The organism is Actinoplanes sp. NBC_00393 (assembly GCF_036053395.1).
Lineage (GTDB): Bacteria > Actinomycetota > Actinomycetes > Mycobacteriales > Micromonosporaceae > Actinoplanes.
Window position 1 is genome coordinate 4,637,633 of record NZ_CP107942.1, and the last position, 22,565, is coordinate 4,660,197.

The 22,565-nt window shown below is 71.4% G+C and carries 23 protein-coding genes; 9 read left to right on the forward strand and 14 right to left on the reverse strand.

Annotated elements, in window-relative coordinates; translation table 11 throughout:
• Positions 1-14 precede the first annotated feature (14 nt).
• A complete protein-coding gene (locus tag OHA21_RS21830) occupies positions 15-1,649 on the forward strand; it encodes an ABC-F family ATP-binding cassette domain-containing protein (RefSeq protein ID WP_328476420.1) in 1,635 nt (544 codons plus the stop codon).
• Here the strand turns inward: OHA21_RS21830 and OHA21_RS21835 are convergent.
• Entirely contained in the window at positions 1,639-2,697 is a 1,059-nt protein-coding gene (locus OHA21_RS21835; protein WP_328476422.1) for an AraC family transcriptional regulator, read from the reverse strand. The two genes, OHA21_RS21830 and OHA21_RS21835, sit on opposite strands and share 11 nt — an antisense overlap.
• On the opposite strand from OHA21_RS21835, the gene OHA21_RS21840 reads away from it, so the two are divergent.
• Complete coding sequence (locus OHA21_RS21840) at positions 2,581-3,348, forward strand: SDR family NAD(P)-dependent oxidoreductase (RefSeq protein ID WP_328476424.1); 768 nt, start codon at positions 2,581-2,583, stop codon at positions 3,346-3,348. The genes OHA21_RS21835 and OHA21_RS21840 overlap by 117 nt on opposite strands.
• Here the strand turns inward: OHA21_RS21840 and OHA21_RS21845 are convergent.
• The 3 genes from OHA21_RS21845 to glgA are packed head-to-tail and all read right to left on the reverse strand — an operon-like array spanning position 3,337 to position 7,219.
• Positions 3,337-4,362, reverse strand: a complete 1,026-nt coding sequence (locus tag OHA21_RS21845; RefSeq protein WP_328476426.1) for a hypothetical protein — start codon at positions 4,360-4,362, stop codon at positions 3,337-3,339. The genes OHA21_RS21840 and OHA21_RS21845 overlap by 12 nt on opposite strands.
• Positions 4,363-4,400: 38 nt before the next feature.
• Positions 4,401-5,966 (reverse strand): glycoside hydrolase family 10 protein, encoded by a 1,566-nt coding sequence (locus tag OHA21_RS21850; protein WP_328476428.1) that lies wholly within the window; start codon positions 5,964-5,966, stop codon positions 4,401-4,403.
• 47 nt (positions 5,967-6,013) lie between these two features.
• Entirely contained in the window at positions 6,014-7,219 is a 1,206-nt protein-coding gene (gene glgA, locus OHA21_RS21855; protein ID WP_328476430.1) for a glycogen synthase, read from the reverse strand.
• Between the two features lie 68 nt (positions 7,220-7,287).
• Between glgA and OHA21_RS21860 the strand changes: the two genes are divergently transcribed.
• From OHA21_RS21860 to OHA21_RS21870, 3 genes are all read left to right on the forward strand, one after another.
• Positions 7,288-8,811, forward strand: a complete 1,524-nt coding sequence (locus OHA21_RS21860; protein ID WP_328476432.1) for a GGDEF domain-containing protein — start codon at positions 7,288-7,290, stop codon at positions 8,809-8,811.
• A gap of 162 nt (positions 8,812-8,973) precedes the next feature.
• Positions 8,974-10,206: a glucose-1-phosphate adenylyltransferase gene (gene glgC / locus OHA21_RS21865; RefSeq protein WP_328476434.1), complete on the forward strand. Its 1,233-nt coding sequence runs from the start codon at positions 8,974-8,976 to the stop codon at positions 10,204-10,206.
• Positions 10,207-10,299: 93 nt separating this feature from the next.
• The gene (locus OHA21_RS21870; RefSeq protein WP_328476436.1) at positions 10,300-11,601 is read left to right on the forward strand and encodes a hypothetical protein; all 1,302 of its coding nucleotides are present in this window, start codon (positions 10,300-10,302) and stop codon (positions 11,599-11,601) included.
• Between the two features lie 11 nt (positions 11,602-11,612).
• Here the strand turns inward: OHA21_RS21870 and OHA21_RS21875 are convergent, their stop codons facing one another.
• Complete coding sequence (locus tag OHA21_RS21875; protein ID WP_328476438.1) at positions 11,613-12,626, reverse strand: AraC family transcriptional regulator; 1,014 nt, start codon at positions 12,624-12,626, stop codon at positions 11,613-11,615.
• Positions 12,627-12,696: 70 nt separating this feature from the next.
• On the opposite strand from OHA21_RS21875, the gene OHA21_RS21880 reads away from it, so the two are divergent.
• Positions 12,697-13,794 carry a LamG-like jellyroll fold domain-containing protein gene (locus tag OHA21_RS21880; protein ID WP_328476440.1) on the forward strand — a complete coding sequence of 366 codons (1,098 nt, stop codon included), beginning with the start codon at positions 12,697-12,699 and terminating at the stop codon, positions 13,792-13,794.
• A gap of 43 nt (positions 13,795-13,837) precedes the next feature.
• Here OHA21_RS21880 and OHA21_RS21885 read toward each other — a convergent pair whose 3' ends face one another.
• From OHA21_RS21885 to OHA21_RS21900, 4 genes are all read right to left on the reverse strand, one after another.
• Positions 13,838-14,212, reverse strand: coding sequence for a phospholipase (locus OHA21_RS21885; RefSeq protein ID WP_328476442.1), 375 nt, complete (start codon positions 14,210-14,212; stop codon positions 13,838-13,840).
• Entirely contained in the window at positions 14,209-15,603 is a 1,395-nt protein-coding gene (locus tag OHA21_RS21890) for a DUF4331 domain-containing protein (RefSeq protein ID WP_328476444.1), read from the reverse strand. Before OHA21_RS21890 ends, OHA21_RS21885 begins: the two co-directional genes overlap by 4 nt.
• 18 nt (positions 15,604-15,621) lie before the next feature.
• A complete protein-coding gene (locus OHA21_RS21895; RefSeq protein ID WP_328476446.1) occupies positions 15,622-15,897 on the reverse strand; it encodes a hypothetical protein in 276 nt (91 codons plus the stop codon).
• A gap of 92 nt (positions 15,898-15,989) precedes the next feature.
• A complete protein-coding gene (locus OHA21_RS21900; RefSeq protein WP_328476448.1) occupies positions 15,990-16,883 on the reverse strand; it encodes a lytic polysaccharide monooxygenase in 894 nt (297 codons plus the stop codon).
• A 136-nt stretch (positions 16,884-17,019) separates the two neighbouring features.
• Between OHA21_RS21900 and OHA21_RS21905 the strand changes: the two genes are divergently transcribed.
• From OHA21_RS21905 to OHA21_RS21915, 3 genes are all read left to right on the forward strand, one after another.
• Complete coding sequence (locus tag OHA21_RS21905) at positions 17,020-17,388, forward strand: FKBP-type peptidyl-prolyl cis-trans isomerase (RefSeq protein WP_328476450.1); 369 nt, start codon at positions 17,020-17,022, stop codon at positions 17,386-17,388.
• Positions 17,389-17,471: 83 nt separating this feature from the next.
• Positions 17,472-17,741 carry a hypothetical protein gene (locus OHA21_RS21910; protein WP_328476452.1) on the forward strand — a complete coding sequence of 90 codons (270 nt, stop codon included), beginning with the start codon at positions 17,472-17,474 and terminating at the stop codon, positions 17,739-17,741.
• Positions 17,738-18,058 (forward strand): hypothetical protein, encoded by a 321-nt coding sequence (locus OHA21_RS21915; RefSeq protein WP_328476454.1) that lies wholly within the window; start codon positions 17,738-17,740, stop codon positions 18,056-18,058. Before OHA21_RS21910 ends, OHA21_RS21915 begins: the two co-directional genes overlap by 4 nt.
• A 19-nt stretch (positions 18,059-18,077) precedes the next feature.
• Here OHA21_RS21915 and OHA21_RS21920 read toward each other — a convergent pair whose 3' ends face one another.
• The 5 genes from OHA21_RS21920 to OHA21_RS21940 form a co-directional block, all read right to left on the reverse strand.
• Positions 18,078-18,743 (reverse strand): hypothetical protein, encoded by a 666-nt coding sequence (locus OHA21_RS21920; protein ID WP_328476456.1) that lies wholly within the window; start codon positions 18,741-18,743, stop codon positions 18,078-18,080.
• A 190-nt stretch (positions 18,744-18,933) separates the two neighbouring features.
• Positions 18,934-19,644 carry a hypothetical protein gene (locus OHA21_RS21925; protein ID WP_328476458.1) on the reverse strand — a complete coding sequence of 237 codons (711 nt, stop codon included), beginning with the start codon at positions 19,642-19,644 and terminating at the stop codon, positions 18,934-18,936.
• A complete protein-coding gene (locus OHA21_RS21930; protein WP_328476460.1) occupies positions 19,641-19,985 on the reverse strand; it encodes a PadR family transcriptional regulator in 345 nt (114 codons plus the stop codon). Before OHA21_RS21930 ends, OHA21_RS21925 begins: the two co-directional genes overlap by 4 nt.
• A 228-nt stretch (positions 19,986-20,213) precedes the next feature.
• The gene (locus OHA21_RS21935; protein WP_442875064.1) at positions 20,214-21,884 is read right to left on the reverse strand and encodes an ISAzo13 family transposase; all 1,671 of its coding nucleotides are present in this window, start codon (positions 21,882-21,884) and stop codon (positions 20,214-20,216) included.
• A 291-nt stretch (positions 21,885-22,175) separates the two neighbouring features.
• Positions 22,176-22,562, reverse strand: coding sequence for a hypothetical protein (locus OHA21_RS21940; protein WP_328476462.1), 387 nt, complete (start codon positions 22,560-22,562; stop codon positions 22,176-22,178).
• Between the last annotated feature and the right edge of the window lie 3 nt (positions 22,563-22,565).

Genomic DNA, 22,565 nt, shown 5'->3' on the forward strand with positions numbered 1-22,565 from the left:
TAGGATTGCGGCTGATGAGCGCCACGATGATCGCCCGGGAACTCGCCGCGGGGCACGGCGACCGCACCCTCTTCTCGGGACTCGACCTGGTGGTCGCGCCCGGTGACGTGATCGGCCTGGTCGGGGTCAACGGAGCAGGCAAGACGACGCTTCTGCGTACCCTCGCGGCGTTGATCCCGGTGGAGAGCGGAAGTGTCTCGCTGAGCCCGCCCACCGCCAACGTCGGCTATCTGCCGCAGGAGCGGGAGCGCCGCGCCGGCGAATCGGTGCGGGACTTCCTGGCCCGGCGGACCGGCGTGGGCGCCGCGCAGGCGGCGATGGATGCCGCCGCCGAGGACCTGGCGGAAGGCACGGCAGGAGCCGATGATCGGTACGCGGCCGCGCTCGAACGCTGGCTCGACCTCGGCGGCGCCGACCTGGAGGAACGCGCCGAGCAGACCGCCGGGGAGCTGGGCCTGACCGGCATCCTGGACCTGCCGATGACCGCGCTCTCCGGCGGCCAGGCGGCCCGGGCCGGCATGGCGTCGCTGCTGCTCAGCCGCTACGACCTGTACCTTCTCGACGAGCCGACCAACGACCTGGACCTGGACGGGCTGGCCCGCCTGGAGGCCTTCATGACCGGGCTGCGGGCCGGTGCCGTGCTGGTCAGCCACGACCGCGAGTTCCTCACCCGCACCGTCACGAAGGTCCTGGAACTCGACCTCGCCCAGCATCAGGTGAACCTGTACGGCGGCGGCTACGCCAGCTACCTGGAGGAGCGGGCCCGGGCTCGGGCGCACGCGCGGGAACAGTTCGACGAATACGCGGAGAAGAAGGAAGACCTCCTCGAGCGCGCCCGGATGCAGCGGGCCTGGATGGAGAAGGGCGTGCGCAACGCCCGGCGCAAGGCCACCGACAACGACAAGATCGTCAAGGCGCACCGCGGCGAGACCAGCGAGAAGCAGGCCGCGAAGGCCCGGCAGACCGAGCGGCTGATCGAGCGGCTCGAGGTGGTCGAGGAGCCGCGCAAGGAGTGGGAACTGCGGATGGAGATCGCCGCCGCGCCCCGTGCCGGTGCGGTGGTGGCCACGCTGCGCGACGCGGTGGTACGCCGCGGCGACTTCGCCCTCGGCCCGGTGACACTGCAGATCGACTGGGCCGACCGGGTGGCCATCACCGGCGCGAACGGCGCCGGCAAGTCCACCCTGCTCGCCGCCCTGCTCGGCCGGGTCCCGCTGGACGAGGGCGACCGGCATCTCGGTCCGGGTGTGGTGGTCGGCGAGGTCGACCAGGCGCGCGGCCTGTTCCTCGGTGACGAGCCGCTGGTCCGGGCGTTCGGCGCGGCCGTACCCTCCTTCGCCGACGCCGACGTGCGCACCCTGCTCGCCAAGTTCGGCCTGAAGGCGGCCCACGTGATGCGCCCCGCCGAGTCGCTCTCCCCCGGCGAACGCACCCGTGCCGCCCTGGCCCTGCTGCAGGCGCGCGGCGTGAACCTGCTGGTCCTGGACGAGCCGACGAACCACCTCGACCTACCGGCGATCGAGCAGCTGGAGTCCGCGCTGTCCAGTTACACCGGCACGTTGCTGCTGGTCACCCACGACCGCCGGATGCTGGAGGCGGTGGCCACCGACCGGCACCTGGAGGTCGCCGACGGCAAGGTCAGCGGCTGAGCCCGAACCGCTGCCGGTAGGCGCGCGGCGAGGAGCCGGTGACCCGCTTGAAGGCGTTGCTCAGCGCGCTCTCCGAGGCGTAGCCGACGGTCCGGGCGATGCTCGCCATCGTGCCGTCGCCGCGGCGCAGGCGGTCGGCGGCCAGCTCGATGCGCCAGTCGGTGAGGTAGTCGAGCGGGCCGCGCCCGACCGACTGGCGGAACCGGGCGGCCAGTGTGGACCGCGAGACCGCGGCGACGCGGGCCAGGTCGGCGACCGTCCACGGGTCTGCGGGCCGGGCGTGCATGGCCCGCAACGCCGGTGCGACCACCGGGTCGGTCAGCCCGGCCAGCCAGCCCTGCGCCGTGTCGCCCGCTGACAGGTGCAGGCGCAGCATGTGGATCAGCATGACGACGGCGAGGTGCTCGGTGACCAGGCCGGCGGCCATCGGCCGGTCCCGCAGCTCGCTGTCGATCTGTTCGAGGGCCCAGCGCAGGGTGGCCGCGGCCGGTGAGTCGCCGGGCACCCGCAGCACCGGTGGCAGCGCGTCGAGCAGCAGCTCCCGGGCCCGCTCGCCGAAGTCGAACCGGCCGCCGAGACAGAAGAAGTCCGCGCCGTCGCCGGTGCGGGCCACGCCGTCCACGGCGGCGGCGAAGACCGGCGCGGCCGGCGCCGGGGTCAGGCCCGGACTGCTGGCCAAGGTGAACCGTCGTGGCTGCACGAGCAGGAAGCAGTCGCCGGCGGAGAGCTCGATCGGCTCGGGCACACCGTCGACGGTCAGCACGCACTGCCCGCGGCGGATCGCGTTGAACTTGACCGCGGGCGGCGGGTCGAAGTCGAGGGCCCACTCCCCGCCCGCCTCGAGGCTGACGGAGAGCCGGCTGGTGGTGCCGACGAGCGCGGCCGCCGCATCATCGTCACCGGCGGCGGGTCCGGGCTCGGCGCCGCGATCGTGGACGCTCTGGCCGGCGCGGGCGCCGAGGTCACCGCGCTCACCCGCCGGCAGATCGACCTCGCCGATCCCGCCTCGGTGCGGGCCTTCACCGACAGCTGGACCGGGCCGGTGCACACCGTGGTCGCCAACGCCGGGATCATGGCGCTGCCCACCCGGCAGCTCGCCGCCAACGGCTGGGAACTGCAGCTCGCGACCAACCTGCTCGGCCACTTCGCCCTGATCACCGGCCTGCACGAGCACCTGCGGGCCGCCGGGGACGCCCGGGTCGTGACGGTCAGCTCCGGCGCGCAGCTGATGGCCGGCGTCGACTTCGACGACCCGCACTTCGAGCGGCGGGCCTACGACCCGTGGATCGCCTACGCGCAGTCGAAGACCGCGGACGTGCTGCTCGCGGTCGCACTCGCCGAGCGCTGGGCCGCCGACCGGATCACCGCGAACGCGCTCGCGCCGGGCCGCATCCACACCGCCCTGCAGCGCCACCTGCCCCGGGAGTCCATGCAGGCCATGGGCGCCATGGACAACGCGGGCAACCTGCTGCACCCGGACAACTTCAAGACCCCGGAGCAGGGCGCCACCGCGTCGGTGATGCTGGCCGCCTCGCCGCTGCTGCACGGGGTGACCGGCCGCTACTTCGACGAGGACAACCAGGAGGCGCCGGTAGTGCCGGGCGGCACCGGCGCGATGAGCGGCGTCGCCGAGTGGTCGGTGGACCCGGAGGCGGCGGACCGGCTGTGGGCGATGGCCGAGGCCGCGCTAGCGGTTTGACGGTTTGACGCGGGCCGCCCAAGCGGCCGCTTCGGCGGCCGGGAGTTCGCCGTGGACGGTCAGCTCGGGTTTCATCAGCGGGTAGACGCGGCCGGCGTTCCAGCTGCGGGCGTACGGCGCCGGGTCGATGACGATCACGCGTACGCCGTCGAGCGCCGGGATGTCGGCCGGGCGCCCCTCGTTCCAGATCCACTCGCCGGCGTGGTCCACCAGGTTGAAGTTGCCCCGGATGCCGCCGTCCGGCTGCGGTTCGCCGTCGGTGGCGGCGGCGAGCTCGACGGCGCTGGGCGGCTCGCCGGGCAGTCCCGCGGTACCGCCGATCAGCGCGCCGGCGAGCAGCGTGTGCAGCTGGAAGTTGTCGCCGATGCCGCTGATCGTGACCCGGAAGGCCCGGCCGGTCGCGCGGTGCAGCACGATCAGCGGCTCGTCGTCGAGAACCCGCAGCAGCCCGTGCAGCCAGGCGGCCGGGCCGACGTGCTCCTCCGCCGCCTCGACGGCCGCGACCAGGCGGTCCCGGTCGGGCAGGCCGGCGAGCACGGCCCGGACGTCCTTGCGCTGCGACAGGAAGAGCACGGGCTGGGCCCAGTCCTCGGCGGTGAACCAGGCCTCCACCAGCGCCGGGTCGCCGGTGAAGCGTTCCAGCACCTGCGGGATGACCGCGCCGAACGAGGCGGACGGGACGTCGCCGTGCGCCGATCGGTACGCCTGCTCGAAGCTGACCGCCTGCTCCAGCACGACGGTGGCCCGCAACGCCAGGACCGGCGCCACCACCGTGGCGTCGGTCCCGTAGTCGCCCATGCTGCCGGCCAGCCGGGCCACGTCGCCGCCGATCCCGGTGCCGATCGTCTGCAGCACCGGCACCAGCTTCACCAGCGCGTCCTGGACCTGCTCGGGCCGGGCCTTCAGGACGGCCTTCGGCAGCTTCTCCAGCGCGTCGGCGAACTTGCGCTCGTCCCGCTGGTCGAGGGCGGCGCTGATCTGATCGACGAGCCTGCCCGGGTCACGACGAAACATGGCCGGCATCGTATCGATGATCACCGCACGGCGTGCGCTCAGGAGGCGGCGGTGGTGAACGGGCTGCTCGGCGGGCCCTCGTTGCCGGTGCGGTCCAGGCCGGTCAGGCAGTACGTGGCCGGGCCGGACGGTGGCTTGCGGTCGACGACCGGGGCGCCCGCACGCCCGGTGGCGACCAGGGCCGCCTCCGTGTCACCCGTACGGTAAAGGGCCCAGCTGGTGGCCTGCCCACCCGGCGCCGTCTCGAAAGTCAGCGTCCCGTCCTTGCCGCGGTTCGCGCCGGTGATCCTCGGCGCGGCCGGCGGCGCCGCCGGCAGCTGCTGCATCTGCGGCGGCAGGGCCGGGCCCGCGTAGTGCCTGCTGCGGTAGATGTCCACCGCGCCGAGCCGGTTCGCGCGGATCTGCTTGGCGCTGTAGTGGACCTGGCCCTGCACCCCGAACTTGTCGTTGAGCTGCATCTGCTTGTCGAGCTGGGCGGGGTCGCTCCAGTCGCCCTTCTCCCCGATCCGGTAGTCGGCCATCCCGATGTAGAGCTGCACCTTGCTGCCCTTGACCGTTTCCGCCCACCAGGGCAGCGTCTTGGCGTAGTCCGCCTTGTCGAAGCCGATGGTCCAGTACAGCTGCGGGACGATGTAGTCGAGCCAGCCCTCGCGCACCCACTTGCGGGTGTCGGCGTAGATCGCGCTGTAACTCTCCAGGCCCTTGGTGTCCGAGCCCTCGCCCTGGTTGCGCCAGATCCCGAACGGACTGATCCCGAACTTCACCCACGGCTTGATCGCCCGGATCCGCTGCTGCATCTCGCGGACCAGGGTGTTCACGTTCTCCCGGCGCCAGTCGGCCCGGGTCAGTCCGCCACCGTGTTTCGCGAACGAGGCGTCATCGGGGAAGTCCTGATCTTTTTCGGGGTACGGGTAGAAGAAGTCGTCGAAGTGGACGCCGTCGACGTCGTACTTCTGCACCGCCTCCAGCATCGAGTCCTCGACGAACTTGCGGGCCTCGGGCACCCCGGGGTCGAAGTAGAGCCGGCCGGTCCTGCCCTGCGGATAGGCGATCCGCCACTCCGGATGGGCGAGCAAGGGATGGTTCGGCGCCAGCTTGGCCAGGTCGGTGCCGGCGCCGCTGGGCGCGGGCTGGGTCCCCCGGTACGGGTTGAACCACGCATGGAACTCGATGTTGCGTTTGTGGGCCTCGTCGATCATGAACGCCATCGGGTCCCAGCCCGGATCGGTGCCGTCGAGTTTCCCGGTCAGCCAGTTCGACCAGGGCGCGTACTTCGACGGCCAGAACGCGTCCCCGCTCGGCCGGACGTGCACGAAGATCGCGTTGTGGTTGTGGGCGACGGCCAGGTCGAGCCACCTGAGGTACTCGGCCTTCACCTGCGCCTCGGGCAGCCCCGGCTTGCTGGGGAAATCGATGTTGTACACCGTGGTCAGCCACATGCCGCGCAGCTCCCGGACGGCCCGCACCGGCTGGGTCCCGCATTTGCCGGCGGAGGCCGGCGCCGGCGCCTCCACCGCCGGCACGTCGTTGTTGCGCAGCGCCTCGGGCTGGTAGAACGCGGCCCGGATCAGGCCGAGGCCGAGCACCGCGACAACGAAGAGCACAACCGCGACAAGCAGAGCTATCTGTACGGGGGGCTTGCGGAGCAAAGTCACAGCACCGACCGGTAGACCTCGAGAGTGTCCTCGGCGATGCGCGACCAGCTGAAGTGCTCCACGGCGCGGCGGCGGCCGGCCCGGCCCATCGTCTCGGCGAGCTGCGGGTCACGCAGCACCCGCGACAGCGTGGCGGCCAGATCAGCGACGAACCTCTCCGGATGCACGGGCGTGCCGGTGCCGTCCTCGACCTGCTCGATCGGGACCAGCAGGCCGGTCTCGCCATCCGCGACCACCTCGGGGATGCCGCCGGTCGCGGTGGCGACCACCGCGGTCTCGCAGGCCATCGCCTCCAGGTTCACGATGCCCATCGGCTCGTACACCGACGGGCAGACGAACACCGTGGCGTGCGTGAGGACCTGGATGACCTCCTGCTTGGGCAGCATCTCCTGCACCCAGATCACGCCCTGCGGGTCGCGGACCTCGCGCAGCTCGCGGGCCAGGCCCTCCACCTCGGCGGCGATCTCCGGGGTGTCCGGCGCGCCGGCGAGCAGGATGATCTGCGCCTCGGCGGGCAGGTCACGGCAGGCCCGCATCAGGTACGGCAGGCCCTTCTGCCGGGTGATCCGGCCGACGAACACCACGCTCGGGCGGTTGCGGTCGACGCCGAGCCGGTCGACCACGTCGGTCCCGCGGTCCGGGGAGTAGAGCTCGGTGTCGATGCCGTTGTAGACCACGTGGATCTTGTCAGGATTCACCGCCGGGTACGCCTTGAGCACGTCCCGCCGCATCCCACCGGAGACCGCGACGATCGCGTCGGCGTTCTCGATCGCGGTCCGCTCGCAGTAGGACGACAGCGCGTACCCACCGCCGAGCTGCTCGGCCTTCCACGGGCGCAGCGGCTCCAGGCTGTGCGTGGTCATCACGTGCGGGACGCCGTGCAGCAGCTTGGCGGTGTGCCCGGCGAAGTTCGCGTACCAGGTGTGGCTGTGCACCACGTCGGCGCCGGCGCACCCGGCCGCCATCGCCAGGTTCACCCCCATGGTGCGCAGCGCCGCGTTCGTCCCGGCCAGCTCGGCCGGTTCCGGGTACGCCGTGACGCCCGGCTCGTCGCGCTCGGCCCCGAAGCAGTGCACCCGCACCTCGGCGAGCCGGCGCAGGTCGCGGGTCAGGTACTCCAGGTGGACTCCGGCGCCGCCGTACACCTCCGGCGGGTACTCGCGGGTGATCAGGTCGGCGCGCAGTGCATGAGAGTCGGCCACGCCCGCAGGATAGTCGGGTTCGGCGCGCGCCGTTCAAGTCGTGCGCCGACCGGACGATAAGCGTGGGTGTGAATCGGCTCGGGAATCGTGGGTGGCTGGCGTACCTGCTGGCCGGCGCCGCGATCACCGGAACCACCCTGTTCAGCCAGCGCTGGACGGTCGCCGGGGCGACGGCGCTGCAGGTCTCCGCGGTGCTCGCGGTGCTCTACGGGCTGCTTCGCCACCGTCCGGCCCGGCCGGTGTTCTGGTGGCTCACCGCGGCCGGGCTCGGCTTCTACGCCGCCGCCCAGGCCTGGTGGCGGATCGGGTTCGGCGGAACGCGGCCCGACATCCCCACCGAGAGCTACGACGACCTGCTGTTCTTCCTGGCCTTCGGCTGTTCGGCCGCGGCCCTGCTGGTGCTCGCCGGCCGCTACGTCCCGCCCGTGCAACGCCGCGCCGACGGCCTCGACGGGCTGATCGTCTTCGTCGGGATGGCCGGTGTCACCTGGACGGTCGCGGCCGAGCCGTTCCTGGTCGGGCACGACGGCAACGCCTCCGCGGTGCTGCTGTTCGGCACCTACGAGATCCTCGACCTGATCCGCATCTCGCTGGCCGGGATGGTGGTGCTGTCCGCGGGCCGGCGCAGCACCGCGGAGCGCCTGATGCTCGGCGGCACGCTCACCCAGATCGTCGGGGACGTGGTGTTCACCACCGCCCAGGCGGGCCGCAACGTCTACGGCTGGGACCCGGCTCTGCTGACCGGGCTGCGGATCACCGAGCTGCAGGACCTGCTCTGGGTGTTCGGCTCGGTCCTGATCGGCGCGGCGGCGCTGCACCCGGCGATGGCGCGGCCCGCGGTTGCGCGCAGCACCGACGGGCGGATGTCGCGGCTGCGGCTCGTCGTGTTCGTCCTGCTCGCCGTCGCCTGCCCGCTGCTGTCCGGCGGATTCCGGCCGGGGTCCACCACGACCTTCGTGCCGGTGTTGCTCTCCGCCGTGCTCTCCCTGCTGCTGGTGGTCCGGATGGGGGTGCTCGGCGGGCTCGTCCAGCGGCGTGCCGAGGCGCTCGACGCCGCCCTGCGGCAGCAGGACGAACTGCGCGCGGAGCTCGAGCACCGGGCCACGCACGACTCCCTGACCGGCCTGGCCAACCGGGCCGCGCTGACCACCGCGATCGAGGCCGCGACCGCCCGCCCACCCGGCGCCCGCGGCTGGCTCGTGCTGCTCGACCTGGACGGGTTCAAGCAGGTCAACGACAACCTGGGCCATCCGGTCGGTGACGAGTTGCTGGTGGCCCTCGGCGACGACTTCCGGGCCGTGGCGCCGGACGGGCTGGTGGCCCGGCTGGGCGGCGACGAGTTCGCGGTGGTGCTGGGCCCGGCCACGGCCGAGACGGTGGAGGAACGGGCCGCGGCGTTGTTGCGGGTCGCCTCGCTGGCCCGCCGGGTGGCCGGGCATCCGGTGCAGGTCTCCGCCAGCCTCGGGCTGCTCGACCTGGATCAGGCCGGTACGGTCGCGCGGGCGCTGCACGATGTCGACATGGCGCTGTACGCCGCGAAGGGCGCGGGCCGGGCCTGCTACCGCTTCGCCGCCGCGCCGGCCGCCAACTGACCGGATCCCGGCCGCATCGGCGCTCGTCGACGTCCCGGAGCGCCGCGGCGCTCCGCCGTCGTGGCGGTAGCGGGACCGGTAAGACCGAAGCAGCACGAGCAAGATATTTCGAAGCGCCCTTTCGGGTGGCGAACGGGCGGCCGGAACATTAGCGTCCTTCCCATGGCTGTCAAGGTGCTTGCGATTGTTCTGGCTGGTGGAGAAGGCAAGCGCCTGATGCCCCTGACGGCGGACCGGGCCAAGCCCGGCGTGCCGTTCGGCGGCATCTATCGCATGATCGATTTCGTGCTGTCCAACCTCGCGAACGCGGGGTATCTCAAGATCGTCGTCCTGACGCAGTACAAGTCGCACTCCCTCGACCGGCACATCTCCAAGACATGGCGGATGTCGACGCTGCTCGGCAACTACGTCACGCCGGTGCCGGCCCAGCAGCGGCTCGGCCCACGCTGGTTCGCCGGCTCGGCCGACGCGATCTACCAGAGCCTCAACCTGATCAACGACGAGGCTCCGGACTATGTGATCGTCTTCGGCGCCGACCACATCTACCGGATGGACCCGAAGCAGATGGTCAACGACCACATTGCCTCGGGCGCCGCGGTCACCGTCGCCGGCATCCGCCAGCCGCTGTCGCTGGCCGACCAGTTCGGCGTGATCGAGGTCGGGCCGGACGGTAAGAAGATCCAGGCCTTCCGGGAGAAGCCGCGCGACGCGAAAGGGCTGGCCGACTCCCCCGACGAGGTCTACGCCTCGATGGGCAACTACGTGTTCACCACCCGGGCGCTGTGCGAGGCGGTCTCCACCGACGCGCAGAACCCGGACAGCAAACACGACATGGGCGGCAACATCATCCCGATGCTGGTCGAGCGCGGCGAGGCCAACGTCTACGACTTCCGTGACAACGACGTGCCCGGCAGCACCGAGCGCGACCGGGGTTACTGGCGGGACGTGGGAACGCTGGACTCGTTCTACGAGGCCCACCAGGACCTGATCGCCACCCTGCCGATCTTCAACCTCTACAACCACGACTGGCCCATCTTCACCAACTACGGCTCCTGGCCGCCGGCCAAGTTCGTGCACGGGTACGACGACCGCCAGGGCCGCGCCATCGACTCGATGATCTCCCCCGGCGTGGTCGTCTCCGGCGCCCTGGTGGAACGCTCGATCATCTCGCCGAACGTGCGGGTCAACTCGTGGGCGCACGTCGACGGCGCGGTGATCATGGAGGGCGTCTCGGTGGGCCGGCGGGCGGTGATCCGCAACGCGATCATCGACAAGAACGTGGTCATCCCGGAGGGCGCGCAGATCGGCGTCGACCTGGAGCGCGACCGCAAGCTCTACACGGTCAGCGACAACGGCGTGGTGGTGATCGGCAAGGGGCAGCGGGTCGAGCTCTGAGCCCGGCCGTCACCCGGTGGACGCATTGACGGGTTCCGTTCGGCCTTTCTAGGCTGAGGAAACGGCCCGCCACCTGCGCGAACGGGGATCGTCATGGGGTCCTGGGCGCCTCCCTATCCGGACGATCCGACGACCGCCACCCGGCATCTGTGCGCCGGCGCCTACCTGGATGAGCGCTTCCGCGACACCGCCCTGCGCGAGGTCTACCACCGGCCCGCGCGGGCGGTCGCCCTGTCGTACGGCTACTCGCTCACCCCGGTGCTGGCGCACTGCCTGCGCGCCCGCAGCGCCGCCCTGCTCCGCGACACCCTGATCATCACCGTCCTGCTGATCGCGCTCTGCGCCACTCCCCTAGACGCGCCCGCGGCCACCGCGGCGATGACGCTGGTCGCGCTGCTGGTCTGCTCGCTCGCCTGGTCGCTGTGGCGGCAGGCGCAGCTGGACCGGTTCCGGCCCGGCCGCACCCCGGCCGCACCCACCGACGACCAGCGGCTGCGCGACATCGACCTGCAGCAGTACGGCAACACCGTCGTGCACTCCGGCCACCGCCAGTTCCTCGGTGCCGGACCGGTCGTCGGCACCTGGAACCTCACCGAGCCGCTCGGGCCGGGCCCGGTGCCGTTCGACGCCGCCGAGGTCGTCGCCCACCTGCAGTGGCATCTCGGCGCCCTGGTCGGCGGGCCGGGCACCGTCCCCGAGGAGACGATCGCCGGCCTGACCGTCACCGACCGGGTGCACCTGGCCGGCACCGAGGTCGGCCGGCTCGACCCGGTCACCCCGCCCGGACTGGTCGCCGAGATCATCCGCCGGCCGACCGCGGCGGCCCGGCACTACCTGGCCTGTCAGATCCCGTCCCGGGGTGGCGAGGTGGTGACGACGGTGCACGTCCACGTCGCGGTGCAGGGCGGGGTGCTCTACCTGGAGGTCACCACCACGGCACTGATGCCCTGCCCGGACGCCTACCACGTCGTCGACCTGCCGGACGCGTCCGGTCCGCGGGCCTGGCTGCGGGCCGTCGGCGACGGGGTGGCCACGCTTCCGGTCCGGGTAGTGCGGGCGCCGTTGCGGCTGGTGCGGGCGCTCGGTGACGCCGTCCCGGACCGGCACGCCTTCATCCGCCGGCCCCACCGCGGCCCCTCCGACCTCGGCCGGATCCTGCGGGTCGGGCTGGATCACGGCGCCCGGGTGGCGGTCCGGGAGCTGGCCGGCGGGTCCAGCGACCACACGCGGTACCCGGACATCGCCAAACACCGGGGACTGATCGAACGGCAGGTGCTCGACGCGGTACGCAGCCTGCTCGAAGCGCATGCCCCGGCGGCGGCCCTGGGGCCGCGACCGGGCAGCCGGCCGCCCCGGGTGAGCGGGGACGGCCACGTTTCCGGCGGGACGGCGTAGCGCGTACCCGGTCAGTCTCTTCCGCGAAGCGTCTGCGAGGGTGACATGCCGAATCGGTCCCGGTAGGCGCCCGCGAAGCGGCCCAGATGGGTGAAGCCCCAGCGATAGGCGACCTCGCTGACGCTGACCAGGCCGGGATCGCCGCGCGACAGCTCCGAGTGCACGCCGTCGAGCCGCAGGCGGCGCAGGTAGGTCAGCGGCGGCATGCCGACGTGCTGGCGGAACGACTCCTGCAGGACGCGGACGCCGACGCCGGCCACGTCGGCGAGATCACCGACGGTGTACGGCCGCCACGGCTCGGCGTGCATGACGTCGAGGGCGCGTTTCACCGTGCGCGGCCGATGCGGGCCCTGCAGGCCGGCGGGTTCCTCGCCGTACGGATGCTCGACGGTCAGAGCCAGCCCGCTGACCACCATGTCGCGCCAGCGGGCGGCCATCCGCGGCTGACTCGCCAGGCCGTCGGCGCCGCGGAGCTCGGTCAGCAGCAGCCGGACCATCGACACCCACGTGCGGCCCGGGCCGTCGACCAGGTCGAAGGTGGCGCCGAGCGGAAGCGGGGAGACGACACGCTGGTCGAGGGCGGCATCGAGCTCGCGCTCCAGGGCGGCGCGCTCGACCTTGACGCTGAGCAGCCGGCAGCTGCCGGGCCAGTCGAGCTCGATGTCGCCGGTGGGCCGGTACACCACCGCGCGGGTCGGGTCGGCGTCGACCACCGCGCCACGGTGCCGGGAGCGCAGCATGCCGGTGAGCGGGACCAGTACGTGGTACGACGTCTCGAGCGCCCCGATGCTGACCCGGATGTCGGTGCCGTAGCCCACCTCACCGAGCGTGATCGGCCCGAGCAGCACCACGTCCGCGGTGAAATGGAAGGTGCGCGGGTCACCGACCGGCTCGATACGCAGTGGACCGTAGTAGAGCTTGCGGCAGAACGCCCGTGCCTCCTCCATGTCGGTCGTGCGCAATCCGATGTGGACCGGGATGTCGGCACCCGGCGCCGCCGGAGCGCTGAGCCGGCTGCCTGCCATGCGAATCAGATTAGTCCCGCGAGGTGATCCGGGCAGACCCCGAACGGGTGCCGTAATTCCATCGAGGACCTTGACTGGCTGCACCATCCCGCCCATCGCCACCCCGTGGACCGCCCGGGTCGGGCCGGACAACGCGCTGCCGGAATACCCGCGGCCCCAGCTCACCCGGGACAGATGGCAGAACCTCAACGGCGTCTGGCAGTTCGCACGGGCCACCGCCGGCCAGGCTGTCCCGGCCGGACAGAGCCTGGCCGAGCGTGTCCTGGTGCCCTATCCGATCGAGTCCGCGCTCTCCGGCATCCAGCGCCGCGAGGACCGGATGTTCGAGGTCGACGTCACCGACGCGCTCAGCGGCACCGGCGAGCGGAAGCTGATCCTCTGGGCCGAGGACCTCACCGACGCCACCGGCCAGCCGATCGGCAAGCAGCGCCGCACCGGCGACCGTGGCATCTTCTACCAGGGCAGCTCCGGCATCTGGCGGACCGTCTGGATGGAACCGGTGCCGGCGTCCAGCATCACCGGCCTGCAGATGACGCCCGACCTCGAGGCCGGCGTCCTCAGGCTCACGGTCGACGTCGAGGGACGCGAGGATCTGCAGGTCCGGGCCACCGCCCGCGGCTCCGGCACGGTCGCCGGCAAGATCCAGGGCGCTTCCGGTACGGAACTCGCGCTCCCGGTCCCCCGGGCCGAGCTCTGGTCGCCGGACTCGCCGTACCTCTACAACCTGGACGTGCAGCTGCTCGACGGCCGGACCGTCGTCGACCGGGTCGGCTCCTACTTCGGGATGCGCTCGATCGGCACGAAACCCGGCGAGGACGGCAAGCTGCGGCTCGCCCTGAACGGCGAGATCCTCTTTCACATGGCGATGAGCTTCGCCGGGGTGTGGGCGCTCGGGCCGGCCAAGCCGGAGGTGGGCCGCTGGTACCACCTGGTCGGCGTCCGCGACACGGTCAACGGTGAGCTGCGGCTCTACATCGACGGCGAGCAGGCCGGCCGGGCCGACGCCTGCCTGCCCCAGGGAGCGCCGACCGGCAACACGGTCATCGGGCGCGGGAGGTTCGGCGGCAACCCGGTCGACTACCTGGACGGCACGGCCGACCAGGTGCACCTCTACGACCGGATGCTCTCGGCCGACGAGATCCGCTCGCTGTACAGCTCCGGCGACTGATTGAAGGGCGGTCCGCCGGGATCTCCCCGGCGGACCGTTCTCATCAGGCCAGAACCGGTACCCGCCCGGGGGTCGCGTGCGCGGGCCAGGTGAACATCGTGACCGCGCCGCCGCGGACCTCCACCTCGGCGAGCGGCTCCGCGCTGTCCTGCCAGATCAGATACCGGCCTTCGGCCAGGGCGTCGAGCACCACACAGTAGGAGACGCCGCCGCGCACGAACCGGGCCCGGACCGCGGCATGCGTACGCTCGTCCGGCGCACCGGCCGGGCTGACCTCGATCTCGTGCCCGTGCCACTCGGCCGGGGTGTCGATGATCAGGGCGCCGATCCGGCCACCGATGTTCAGCATCACCGTGCCCTGCCCGGACGGGGCCAGGGTGTGGTGGTGATGGTGGCCGTGCCCGTGGCTGTGCGTCATGCGGGGTTTCCGAATCCGTCGAAGGGCGTGCCGAGGTACGGGAACTTCTTGAGCAGCTTGGCGCTGGAGTCCTTCACGCTCAGACCCTGCTCGACCAGGGCGGCCGCGGCGTCCGGCTCGAACTCGGCGTTGACCAGCGGCACGGTCGCCCCGGCGATGGCCCGCAGCGAGATCGAGACCACGTCGTCGCCGATGCGCCGGCCGTTCGGGAACCCGGCCACGTCGCCGCCGACCACGCCGAACTTGTTCTCCTTCTCGGCCGGCGGGATCGCCGTGTTCAGCCGCAGCATGTCGGCCTGCAGCTCACCGGTGTTGTTCTGGAAGCCGTCGATCAGCCCGTCCGGGATGCCGGTGAGCAGGATCGCGAGCAGGTCGGCGCGCGGCTCCTTGGTCTCGTTGAGCGCGGCCAGGTTGTCGAACAGGCCCGGGTAGAGCACCGGCAGCAGCGCGCCCAGCTCGGGCGTGGCGACGAACTCGGCGAACCGCTTGTCCTCGGCCGGCGGCAGGCTGTTCCACCTGTCCTTCTCCGCCATCGGCACGATGACCTCGTTGAACAGCGGGTTGCCCAGCCGGGAGACCTGCACCGGAGGGCCGACCACGACGTCGCCGGCCTTGCCGTCGCCGCCGCGCACCTCGACCTGACGGCGGCTGGCCGAGGTCCACACCCCGATCACCGCGCCGGGGTCACGCCCGCGGACCCGCTTCTTGCCGTCGCGGCGGACCATGTGCAGCGGGATCTGCACCGCGATGCTGTGCACGTTGGTCTTGTCGGTGGCGTTGACCGCCTTGCCGGCGTAATTGAACAGGTTCTGCCCGACCAGGTGTTTGTCCTGGAACGGGCGCAGCGTGCCCAGGTCGAAGATGGCGCCCAGGTCGACGAAGAAGGCGTCGGCCCGCTGCCCGGCGAAGACCTTCTCGCCGGTCTTGAGCTTGTGCACGGCGTCGGCGGCGAGCTTCTCGTAATCGGGGATCGAGAGCGGGCCGACGTTGCAGGGCGGGCACGGCAGGTTCTTCGCCAGGACCGTGCTCTTGCCGGAGGCATCCACCTTGGTGACCGAGTAGAACTGGCGGCGGTTCCAGTTCTCGCTGTCCAGCGACTCGATCGGGCCGGTGTTGTAGAGGAACGTGCGGTCGTTGCGCAGCTCGGTGCGGAACCGGAACTGGTAGGTGACGTCGGGGCGGGCGTCACCGTTCGCGTCGACATGGATCTCGTACAGCACGTCGTCGCCGAACTCGAAGAAGTTCGGGCCGCTGGCCGGCAGCTGCAGCGGCACGTAGTTCGCGATCAGCGTGACGGTGTCGGGGTCGTCGGGGCTGACGAAGGCGTACAGGTCGGAACTGTCGGCGACCGGATCCTTGCTGATCTCCGGCGCTTCGCGGTGGGAAGACATGGTGTGTTCTCCTCCGGGTCAGCGGCCGGCGGCCTGGATCAGGCTCGCGGCGAGCTTCTTGTCGGTGATCGTCTTGCGCTTCTCGCCGGAGAAGACGTCGATCGTGCCCTTCTTGGCGTCGCGGACCGAGACCACCAGCGGCGAACCGTCGCCCGCTGCGGACTCGCTCTCACCGGCCAGGCTCAGTCCCGCGACGGAGGCCGCGGACACGCCGACGCCCGTTGCGGCGAGGGCGAGGACCCGGCGGCGGGACAACCAGTTACGTCCCTGGGCACGGTAACGAACACGACTCATGCTTGGCCTTTCGTCGTCGTTGGGGGCCGGACGGGCGGTGCATGTCGACGACCCTCAGTACGAGATCCACCGGCGCGGGGTTCAACGAATTCTCAGGGTTCGCGCCGCCGGCGCAGCCTCGAGACGCCGGCACCGGCCGCTACCAGGGCGGCTGTTGCGAGCGCTCCCACGACGAGCCAGTGCCCGAAAGTGACCATGCCGTCCTCGGCCGCCTCCGGGCTCTCCGCCTTTTCCGCGGCGGCCAGCTCCGTCTTCTGCGCGGTGGCCGGCGCCGCGCTGGGCTCCGTCGTCGCTTTCGTCGGCACGGCCTTCTTCGGCGTGGCCACTGCCGTCGACGGCGGGGGCGCCTTCACGGGCGCCTTCACCTCGGCGGGGAAGATCAGGTCGGAGCAGGAGTAGTAGGTGTCCGGGGTGCTCGACGTCTCCCACACCACGTAGAGGAGGTGCCGCCCGGTCCGCTCCGGCAACGTCACCCGCATCCGGTACGCGCCGTCCCGCAGCGGCGGGTCCTTGATGTCGGCGATCGGCTTCGCACCGAGGTCGTCCCAGGTCAGCTTCTTCTCCGGGGAGTAGCCGGAGCGGGTCAGAAAGATCCGGAACGACCCCTGGTGCGGGATCGTCCCCCGGTAGGACACGGCGAGCCGCTGCCCGGACTTCACCTCGGTCGCCGGGAAGTCGTCGCGGGCCAGGTCCAGTCCCCGGTAGGTCTCGATGCCGCCGCTGCACAGCTTCCCGTCCGGCACCCGTCCCCGGTCGTCACCGTTCACGCCGGCCAGCCGCAGGTTGTCGTACGCGCCCAGGAATCCCCCGGTGGCCTTGAGCGCGGCCTTGCAGGCCGCCGCCCCGCGCTCGGTGCCGTTGCCGGCGCAGGCGGCGTTACGGCTGATCGGCGTCATCGGGGCGCCGTGCGCCAGGACCGGCGAGGGTACGGCGGGCACGGACACTGCGGCCAGCAGGCCGACTATGGCGAGGCGGCGGACGAGCACTGGTTCTCCCGGGTACGGCTTTCGGCGCAACCGGGAGTCTCCCGGCCACCCGGTGGTACGTACTTCGGGCACCGCTCGTTCAGCGGACAGCCTGCTGTGATTGCATGGCCGAATCCGGTAACAACTTGGAGGATTCATGAGCAAGCCCGACGTCGGCACCATCCCCGACGCTCCCGCCACCGAACTGGTGATCGAGGACATCGTCGTGGGCGAGGGCCAGGAGGCGAAAGCCGGGGACTACGTCAGCGTCCACTACGTGGGTGTCGCCCAGTCCACGGGCAAGGAGTTCGACGCCTCCTACAACCGGGGCGAGGCCTTCGGCTTCCGGGTCGCGGGCCAGCAGGTCATCGCCGGCTGGGACCAGGGCGTCGCCGGCATGAAGGTGGGCGGCCGCCGCCGTCTCATCATCCCGCCGCACCTGGGCTACGGCGCCCGCGGCGCCGCCGGCGCCATCAAGCCGAACGAGACCCTGATCTTCGTGGTGGACCTGCTCCAGGTCCACTGAGCGGTCGTCGCTGATCGAGCGGCCCGGTCCGGATCCGGACCGGGCCGCTCGACGTTGTTCGACAATCGTTTTACGCTGGCGGGGTGGGGTACGAGTGGCTGACAGCGGCGCTGGCTGCTCTCCGTGACGTCGAACCCTACGAGGCGTTCGAGGTGCTCTCCGCCGGGCGGCGGCTGCCGCTGGCCGCGGAGAGTGCCGGGGTGCACTTCCTGACGATCAGTGGGCGCACCCGGGCGGGGCGGCCACTGGTGGTCGCGGTCCGTCTGCTCGGCGGGCACCAGCAGCAGATCATCGGGGCTCGCGAGATGACACCGGACGAGTTGGCGCGGTTCGAGAAATGGGAGGCGTCATGACGCCGTACACCGACGAGCAGCTCAATGCCGCGGCCACGGCCTTCGCGGCCGGCCAGGTGACCTACGACGAGTCGAAGATCGTGGCGCTGCCGCCGGTCCCGGAGACCGAGCCGATGGTGGCGCTGGGGGTACGGGTGCCGCCCGCCCTCGCCCAGCGGGTCCGCGACGCCGCCGACCAGGCCGGCGTGCCGTACTCGCAGCTGGTCCGGGAATGGATCGAGCTGGGCCTGACCGAGATGGCCGGCGACCTGACGGTGTCGGTGGCGGTGCTGCGGCGCGCGATCGCCCACGCCGCGCAGAGCGGTCACGCCGCGTAACGCACGCCGTGCGGCGTGATCAGGCCGCAAGGCGCACGCCGCGCCAGTGGCGGCTGGCCCGGTAGGCGAGGGCTCGCGCCGTCTGGATGGCGCCGACCGGGTACAGGTCGTCGGTGCAGTTGCGGACCGGGTCGAAGGCGAGCGCGGCGTCGGCGGCCGGGCTCAGAACAGCGCCGAACCTCACCCGGCCGACCTCCTGCGCGCCGGCGTACAGCAGGAAACCCGCTCGTCCGGTTGCGGCGGCGAGCACGACGGACTCGAGCGTGCGGCCCAGCGGTGCGCCCTTCTCGTCCGGGCCCGCAGACAGGTAGGTTTTGCGGCCGTCGGCCGTACGGTAAGCGGTGATGCTGCCGTAGTGCGTGCCGAAGGCGCGCCGCGGCATGGGAAAGTGCCTGGTCAAGCGCGTGGTGCCGGCCGTGGAGAGCAACAGGTCCGTGCCGCCTGCCCGGACGGCCAGGCCCAGCACGTCCGGCCAGTCCCGGCGCGTTCCGGCGCCCTTGGAGACGCGGACCGTGACCGGGTAGGTGCCGGGGGTGTCGAGCAGCTGGGAGCCGGTCGCCGCGCCGCCCCAGATCTCCAGCTCGCCGGTGAACGAGCGGCCCGCCGGATGCAAAGCGCGGCGGTGGCGGGACCGCACGACGCGCACGCCGAGCGCCACAACAGCCACGGTCGCGATCAATCTCATGGGCCGAGCCATACCCTCGCGGCATTCACCTACACCGAACGCAACACTCGATCGGCCGGCGCGGGGTTGCGGCCCAACCACTGCCAACCCAGCCACTGCGAGAGTCCCAGCCGCGGCGAGAGTCCGGCCGTTGCGAGGGCCGGGCCGTCGCGAGGGCCGGGCCGTTGCGAGCGCCTGGATCAGGCAGCCATCACCGGATGACGGCCGTCACCACCACCGCGACCAGCAACGCGACCGGCAGCCACCACCGGACCACAGCGATCAGCACCCGCGGCGGCGTGAACGGTTCCCGCCCGGTCCGCGGGTCGATCACCCGATCAGCGAAGACCTTGCCGGCGACGGTCGGCCACCAGGCAACCGCCAGCAGGAAGAGGCCGCCGGTAAGCAGCGCCCACCCCGGCAGGTGCAGCGCCGGTGTCCGCCAGAGCAGCGGCGGGATCGCCAGCACCAGCGGAACCGCGACCAGGAAGGCCGTCCAGGCCACCCGGCGCCGGAACAGCGCCGGACGGAACACCAGGGCCAGCACTCCGGGGAACAACGCCGTGCCCAGTGCGATGCAGACCAGCTCCCCGGCCGTGAGAACGCCGCGCTCGCCGCCGGCCACCGCATCCACCCCATTGAGCAACGCGAAGACCCCGGCGATGGTGCCGAACATCTGCGCGGTCGGCACCAGGTAGCGCCGCACCCCACGCTCGACCTCCGGCGGATGAGCCGCAATGAGCGCCTGCGCATAGGCCACCGGGTCGCCGAACGCCTCCTGCGGCGTCTGCCCGCTGTCCGCACAGAAGCCGTCCACCTCGGCGAGGACCTCACCGATCCGCTGCCCCGGCACCTCGGCCAGCCGCAACTCGGTGAGCAGCGTGTCCCGCCACGGATCCATCAGATGACGAGCCGGAATCATGTCGCCTCCTGCGTAGTCGAGAGCACCTGCCGGGTGACGCCGACGAACCGCTCCCACTGCCGGGACCGCTCCGCCAGCTCCGCCCGCCCGGCCTCGGTGAGCGCAAAGTACTTCCGGCCCGGCCCGGCATCCCCCGCCTGCCACGAGGACTCGACCAGCCCGTCCTTCTCCAGCCGGGCCAGCAGCGGATAGAGCGTGCCGCCCTGCACCGCACCGAGCCCGGCCTCCGCGAGCCGGCGGCTGATCGCATAGCCGTAGGTGGGCCCGCCGGCCAGCACCCCCAGCACGCACAGCCCCAGCGCACCCCGCAGCCATTCAGCGGGCCAGCGGGTGTCATCCATTGCTAGATAGTAAGGCCATCTAGATGGCTAGACAACCTAGTCCCGGTACGGGTATGCGCCGTTACCAAACCCAACTACCCCGTCCCCCGCTACCACGCGAGGTCATCAGCCGCTCCAGGCCCCAGCGCGCCCGCCGGGAAACACCACGGGGTCCACCCGAGCGACTACCGAACCGACCCGAGCCGTCGCCCACGCGGGCTATGCGGGCCGATAAGGGCTCGTCGATTTTTAACTCGCTGTTTTGATCAAGGCGGGTGCGGTGAATCCGGCGGCGCGGGTGTGAGCGGCGAGGTCGGTGTGGTTGGTGAGGCGGATGTTGCTGGGTTCGATGGGGTGCTGGATTTGGGTGAGCAGGGTGCGGGTGTTGCGGATGGCGACGTTGATGGTGGTGCCGGCGACGCCGAACAGATCGGCGATGACCTTGCGGGGCAGTTGGTAGCGGTCGTGGAGCAAGGTGGCCAGTAGTTGGTGGCTGAGGGTGACGCGGATCTTGCGGCCGCCGCCGCGGGGCCGGGCGTGGCCGCGCAGGTTGTGCAGGAACGCTTCGTGTTGGGCTTGATGGGGAACGGTGAGCCGGTTGATCAGGTCGTTCCATGCGCTGTCGGGCATGCCGGTGATGGCCGGGTGCACCAGCGCGGCCAGGTGATGCAGCGGTGGTAGGGCTGTCGCGGGTTCGCCGGCGGGTGTGGCCGGGTCGGGGCGCAGGGTGTAGTTCCAGTCGCCGTGCCAGTCGTGACGGTCGATGGCCAGGGTGCTCATCTGCTCGTCGGTGATGACGACGCCGGTCGGGTAGTGGCCGGTGTCGAGTTCGGCGTGCACGCGCAGCCCGCTGCTGGTGGTGGTCGCGGCGATCGTGTGGACGATGGTCTCGTGGCTGGTCAGGGGTCGTGCCCGCCAGTTCATCGAGATGTGGGCGAACAAGCGATGCTCGATACGGTTCCATTTACTGGTGCCGGGCGGGAAGTGGCAGACGGTGATCGGTAGCCCGATTTCGGCGGCGAGAGCGGCCAGATCCGTTTTCCAGGCGCGAGTGCGGTAGCCGTTGGATCCGCCGGCGTCCGCGGTGATCAAGAGCCGTCCGGCGTTCGGGTAGCGGTCACGGCCGTAGCCGTCCCACCAGCGGCGCAGAGTGGCGACGGCGAACGCGGCGGTGTTGTGGTCGGTGCCGACGGCGACCCAGCCGGTGTCGGCGGCCAGGTCGTAGACCCCGTAGGGGATCACCTGTCCCAGCTGCGGATCGGCGAAGTCGTGGGTGCGGACTACGGCCGGCTCACCGGCAGGCCGCCACTCGCGGCCCTTGTTCGCGAACGCGCCGACGAGTTCCTTCTTCTTCGTATCGACGCTGACGACCGGGTCACCGCTGGACAGATAATCCTTGACCTGCTCGTTGATGTAGCCGAACTGGGCGTCGCGGTCGGGATGGCGTCTGCCTTCCAGAGTCTTGGCATTGCCCTGAAGGCTGAATCCCTCACCGTGCAGCAGAGCAGCGATCGTGTCCGGCCCGGCCTTATGACCCCGCCCGGCCAGTTCCTGCGCAAGGTGGCGCAACGACTTCGTCGTCCATCGCAGCGGCGACATCGGGTCCCCCCGCTCGTCCGGCTCGACCAGCCCCAACAACGCCGGCATCAGAGCGGGATCATGTTCGGTCACCGGCTTCCGGCCGCCACCGGCACGGCGGACCCGGCCCAGCGGCGCCACCCCGGCCTCCAACTCATCGACGCCCGCAGCCACCGTGCCCTCCCGGACCCCGGCAGCTCGCGCTACCGCCCGGATCCCGCCATGCCCCAGCACCCGAGCCTCAGCACCCAGCAGCAACCGGCGTTGCCGCTCGTCCAGATGCGGCAAGATCACCTCAAACTTCGCTGCCAGCCTGCCCCGTTCCTCCTCCGATACCGCCATAACAGATCAACGCATCGAAATCCGCCAAGCAACGGCTTGTTCTTCGACGAGCCCTAACCAGCCTCAGCTACGGCCGAACCGCGCGAGCCGTCGCCCAAGCGGCTTATCAAGGGCCGATGACCAGCCTCAGCTACGGCTGAACCGCGCGAGCCGTCGCCTACGCGGGTAATCGGGCGTGGCGTGACGGCGCGCTGTTTCCCGGCGGGCGCGCTGGGGCCGGGACGGCCCAGGTGGTCGCGTCGTAGCGCAGGGAGGTGTAGCTGTGGTTGGGGACGGCGGGCTCTCGTACCGTCAATCGGCTGTTGCGCTCTTGTAGACGCCGCCCGTGGTGGGCTGGGGCCAGGACCCCGCGCTGGGGAGCGCGACCCCGCGCGCAGGCCCGTCGATCATCTGTTCCAGTTGAGTGTCCACCTCGGTGCGCAGTACCGCCATCGCCACCGTGACCGACTCGCGGATCGCGACGCACGTCTCGCAGCCGGCCCGGCACCACTGGTGCGCGGCGGCGACGTTGATCAGCGCGATGTGCAGTTCACAGATCTCGCGGGCGTGGCGCCGGTGGCCGGAGGGTTCCAGCCGGGCCGCGGCTGCCGCGATGGCGTCCTCTTCGACCTGGTAGACCCGCGCTGCCTGGCTGGTGAACCAGATGAAGTCGTCCTGGCTGATCACCGAAGCGGGCACCCG

Bases quoted from the DNA above. Each gene is read 5' to 3' on its own strand.
- OHA21_RS21830 (WP_328476420.1), top strand. From the start codon at position 15: ATGAGCGCCACGATGATCGCCCGGGAACTCGCCGCGGGGCACGGCGAC.
- OHA21_RS21845 (WP_328476426.1), bottom strand. From the start codon at position 4,362: ATGTTTCGTCGTGACCCGGGCAGGCTCGTCGATCAGATCAGCGCCGCC.
- glgC (WP_328476434.1), top strand. From the start codon at position 8,974: ATGGCTGTCAAGGTGCTTGCGATTGTTCTGGCTGGTGGAGAAGGCAAG.
- OHA21_RS21870 (WP_328476436.1), top strand. From the start codon at position 10,300: ATGGGGTCCTGGGCGCCTCCCTATCCGGACGATCCGACGACCGCCACC.
- OHA21_RS21875 (WP_328476438.1), bottom strand. From the start codon at position 12,626: ATGGCAGGCAGCCGGCTCAGCGCTCCGGCGGCGCCGGGTGCCGACATC.
- OHA21_RS21885 (WP_328476442.1), bottom strand. From the start codon at position 14,212: ATGACGCACAGCCACGGGCACGGCCACCATCACCACCACACCCTGGCC.
- OHA21_RS21890 (WP_328476444.1), bottom strand. From the start codon at position 15,603: ATGTCTTCCCACCGCGAAGCGCCGGAGATCAGCAAGGATCCGGTCGCC.
- OHA21_RS21895 (WP_328476446.1), bottom strand. From the start codon at position 15,897: ATGAGTCGTGTTCGTTACCGTGCCCAGGGACGTAACTGGTTGTCCCGC.
- OHA21_RS21905 (WP_328476450.1), top strand. From the start codon at position 17,020: ATGAGCAAGCCCGACGTCGGCACCATCCCCGACGCTCCCGCCACCGAA.
- OHA21_RS21915 (WP_328476454.1), top strand. From the start codon at position 17,738: ATGACGCCGTACACCGACGAGCAGCTCAATGCCGCGGCCACGGCCTTC.
- OHA21_RS21920 (WP_328476456.1), bottom strand. From the start codon at position 18,743: ATGAGATTGATCGCGACCGTGGCTGTTGTGGCGCTCGGCGTGCGCGTC.
- OHA21_RS21925 (WP_328476458.1), bottom strand. From the start codon at position 19,644: ATGATTCCGGCTCGTCATCTGATGGATCCGTGGCGGGACACGCTGCTC.
- OHA21_RS21930 (WP_328476460.1), bottom strand. From the start codon at position 19,985: ATGGATGACACCCGCTGGCCCGCTGAATGGCTGCGGGGTGCGCTGGGG.
- OHA21_RS21935 (WP_442875064.1), bottom strand. From the start codon at position 21,884: ATGGCGGTATCGGAGGAGGAACGGGGCAGGCTGGCAGCGAAGTTTGAG.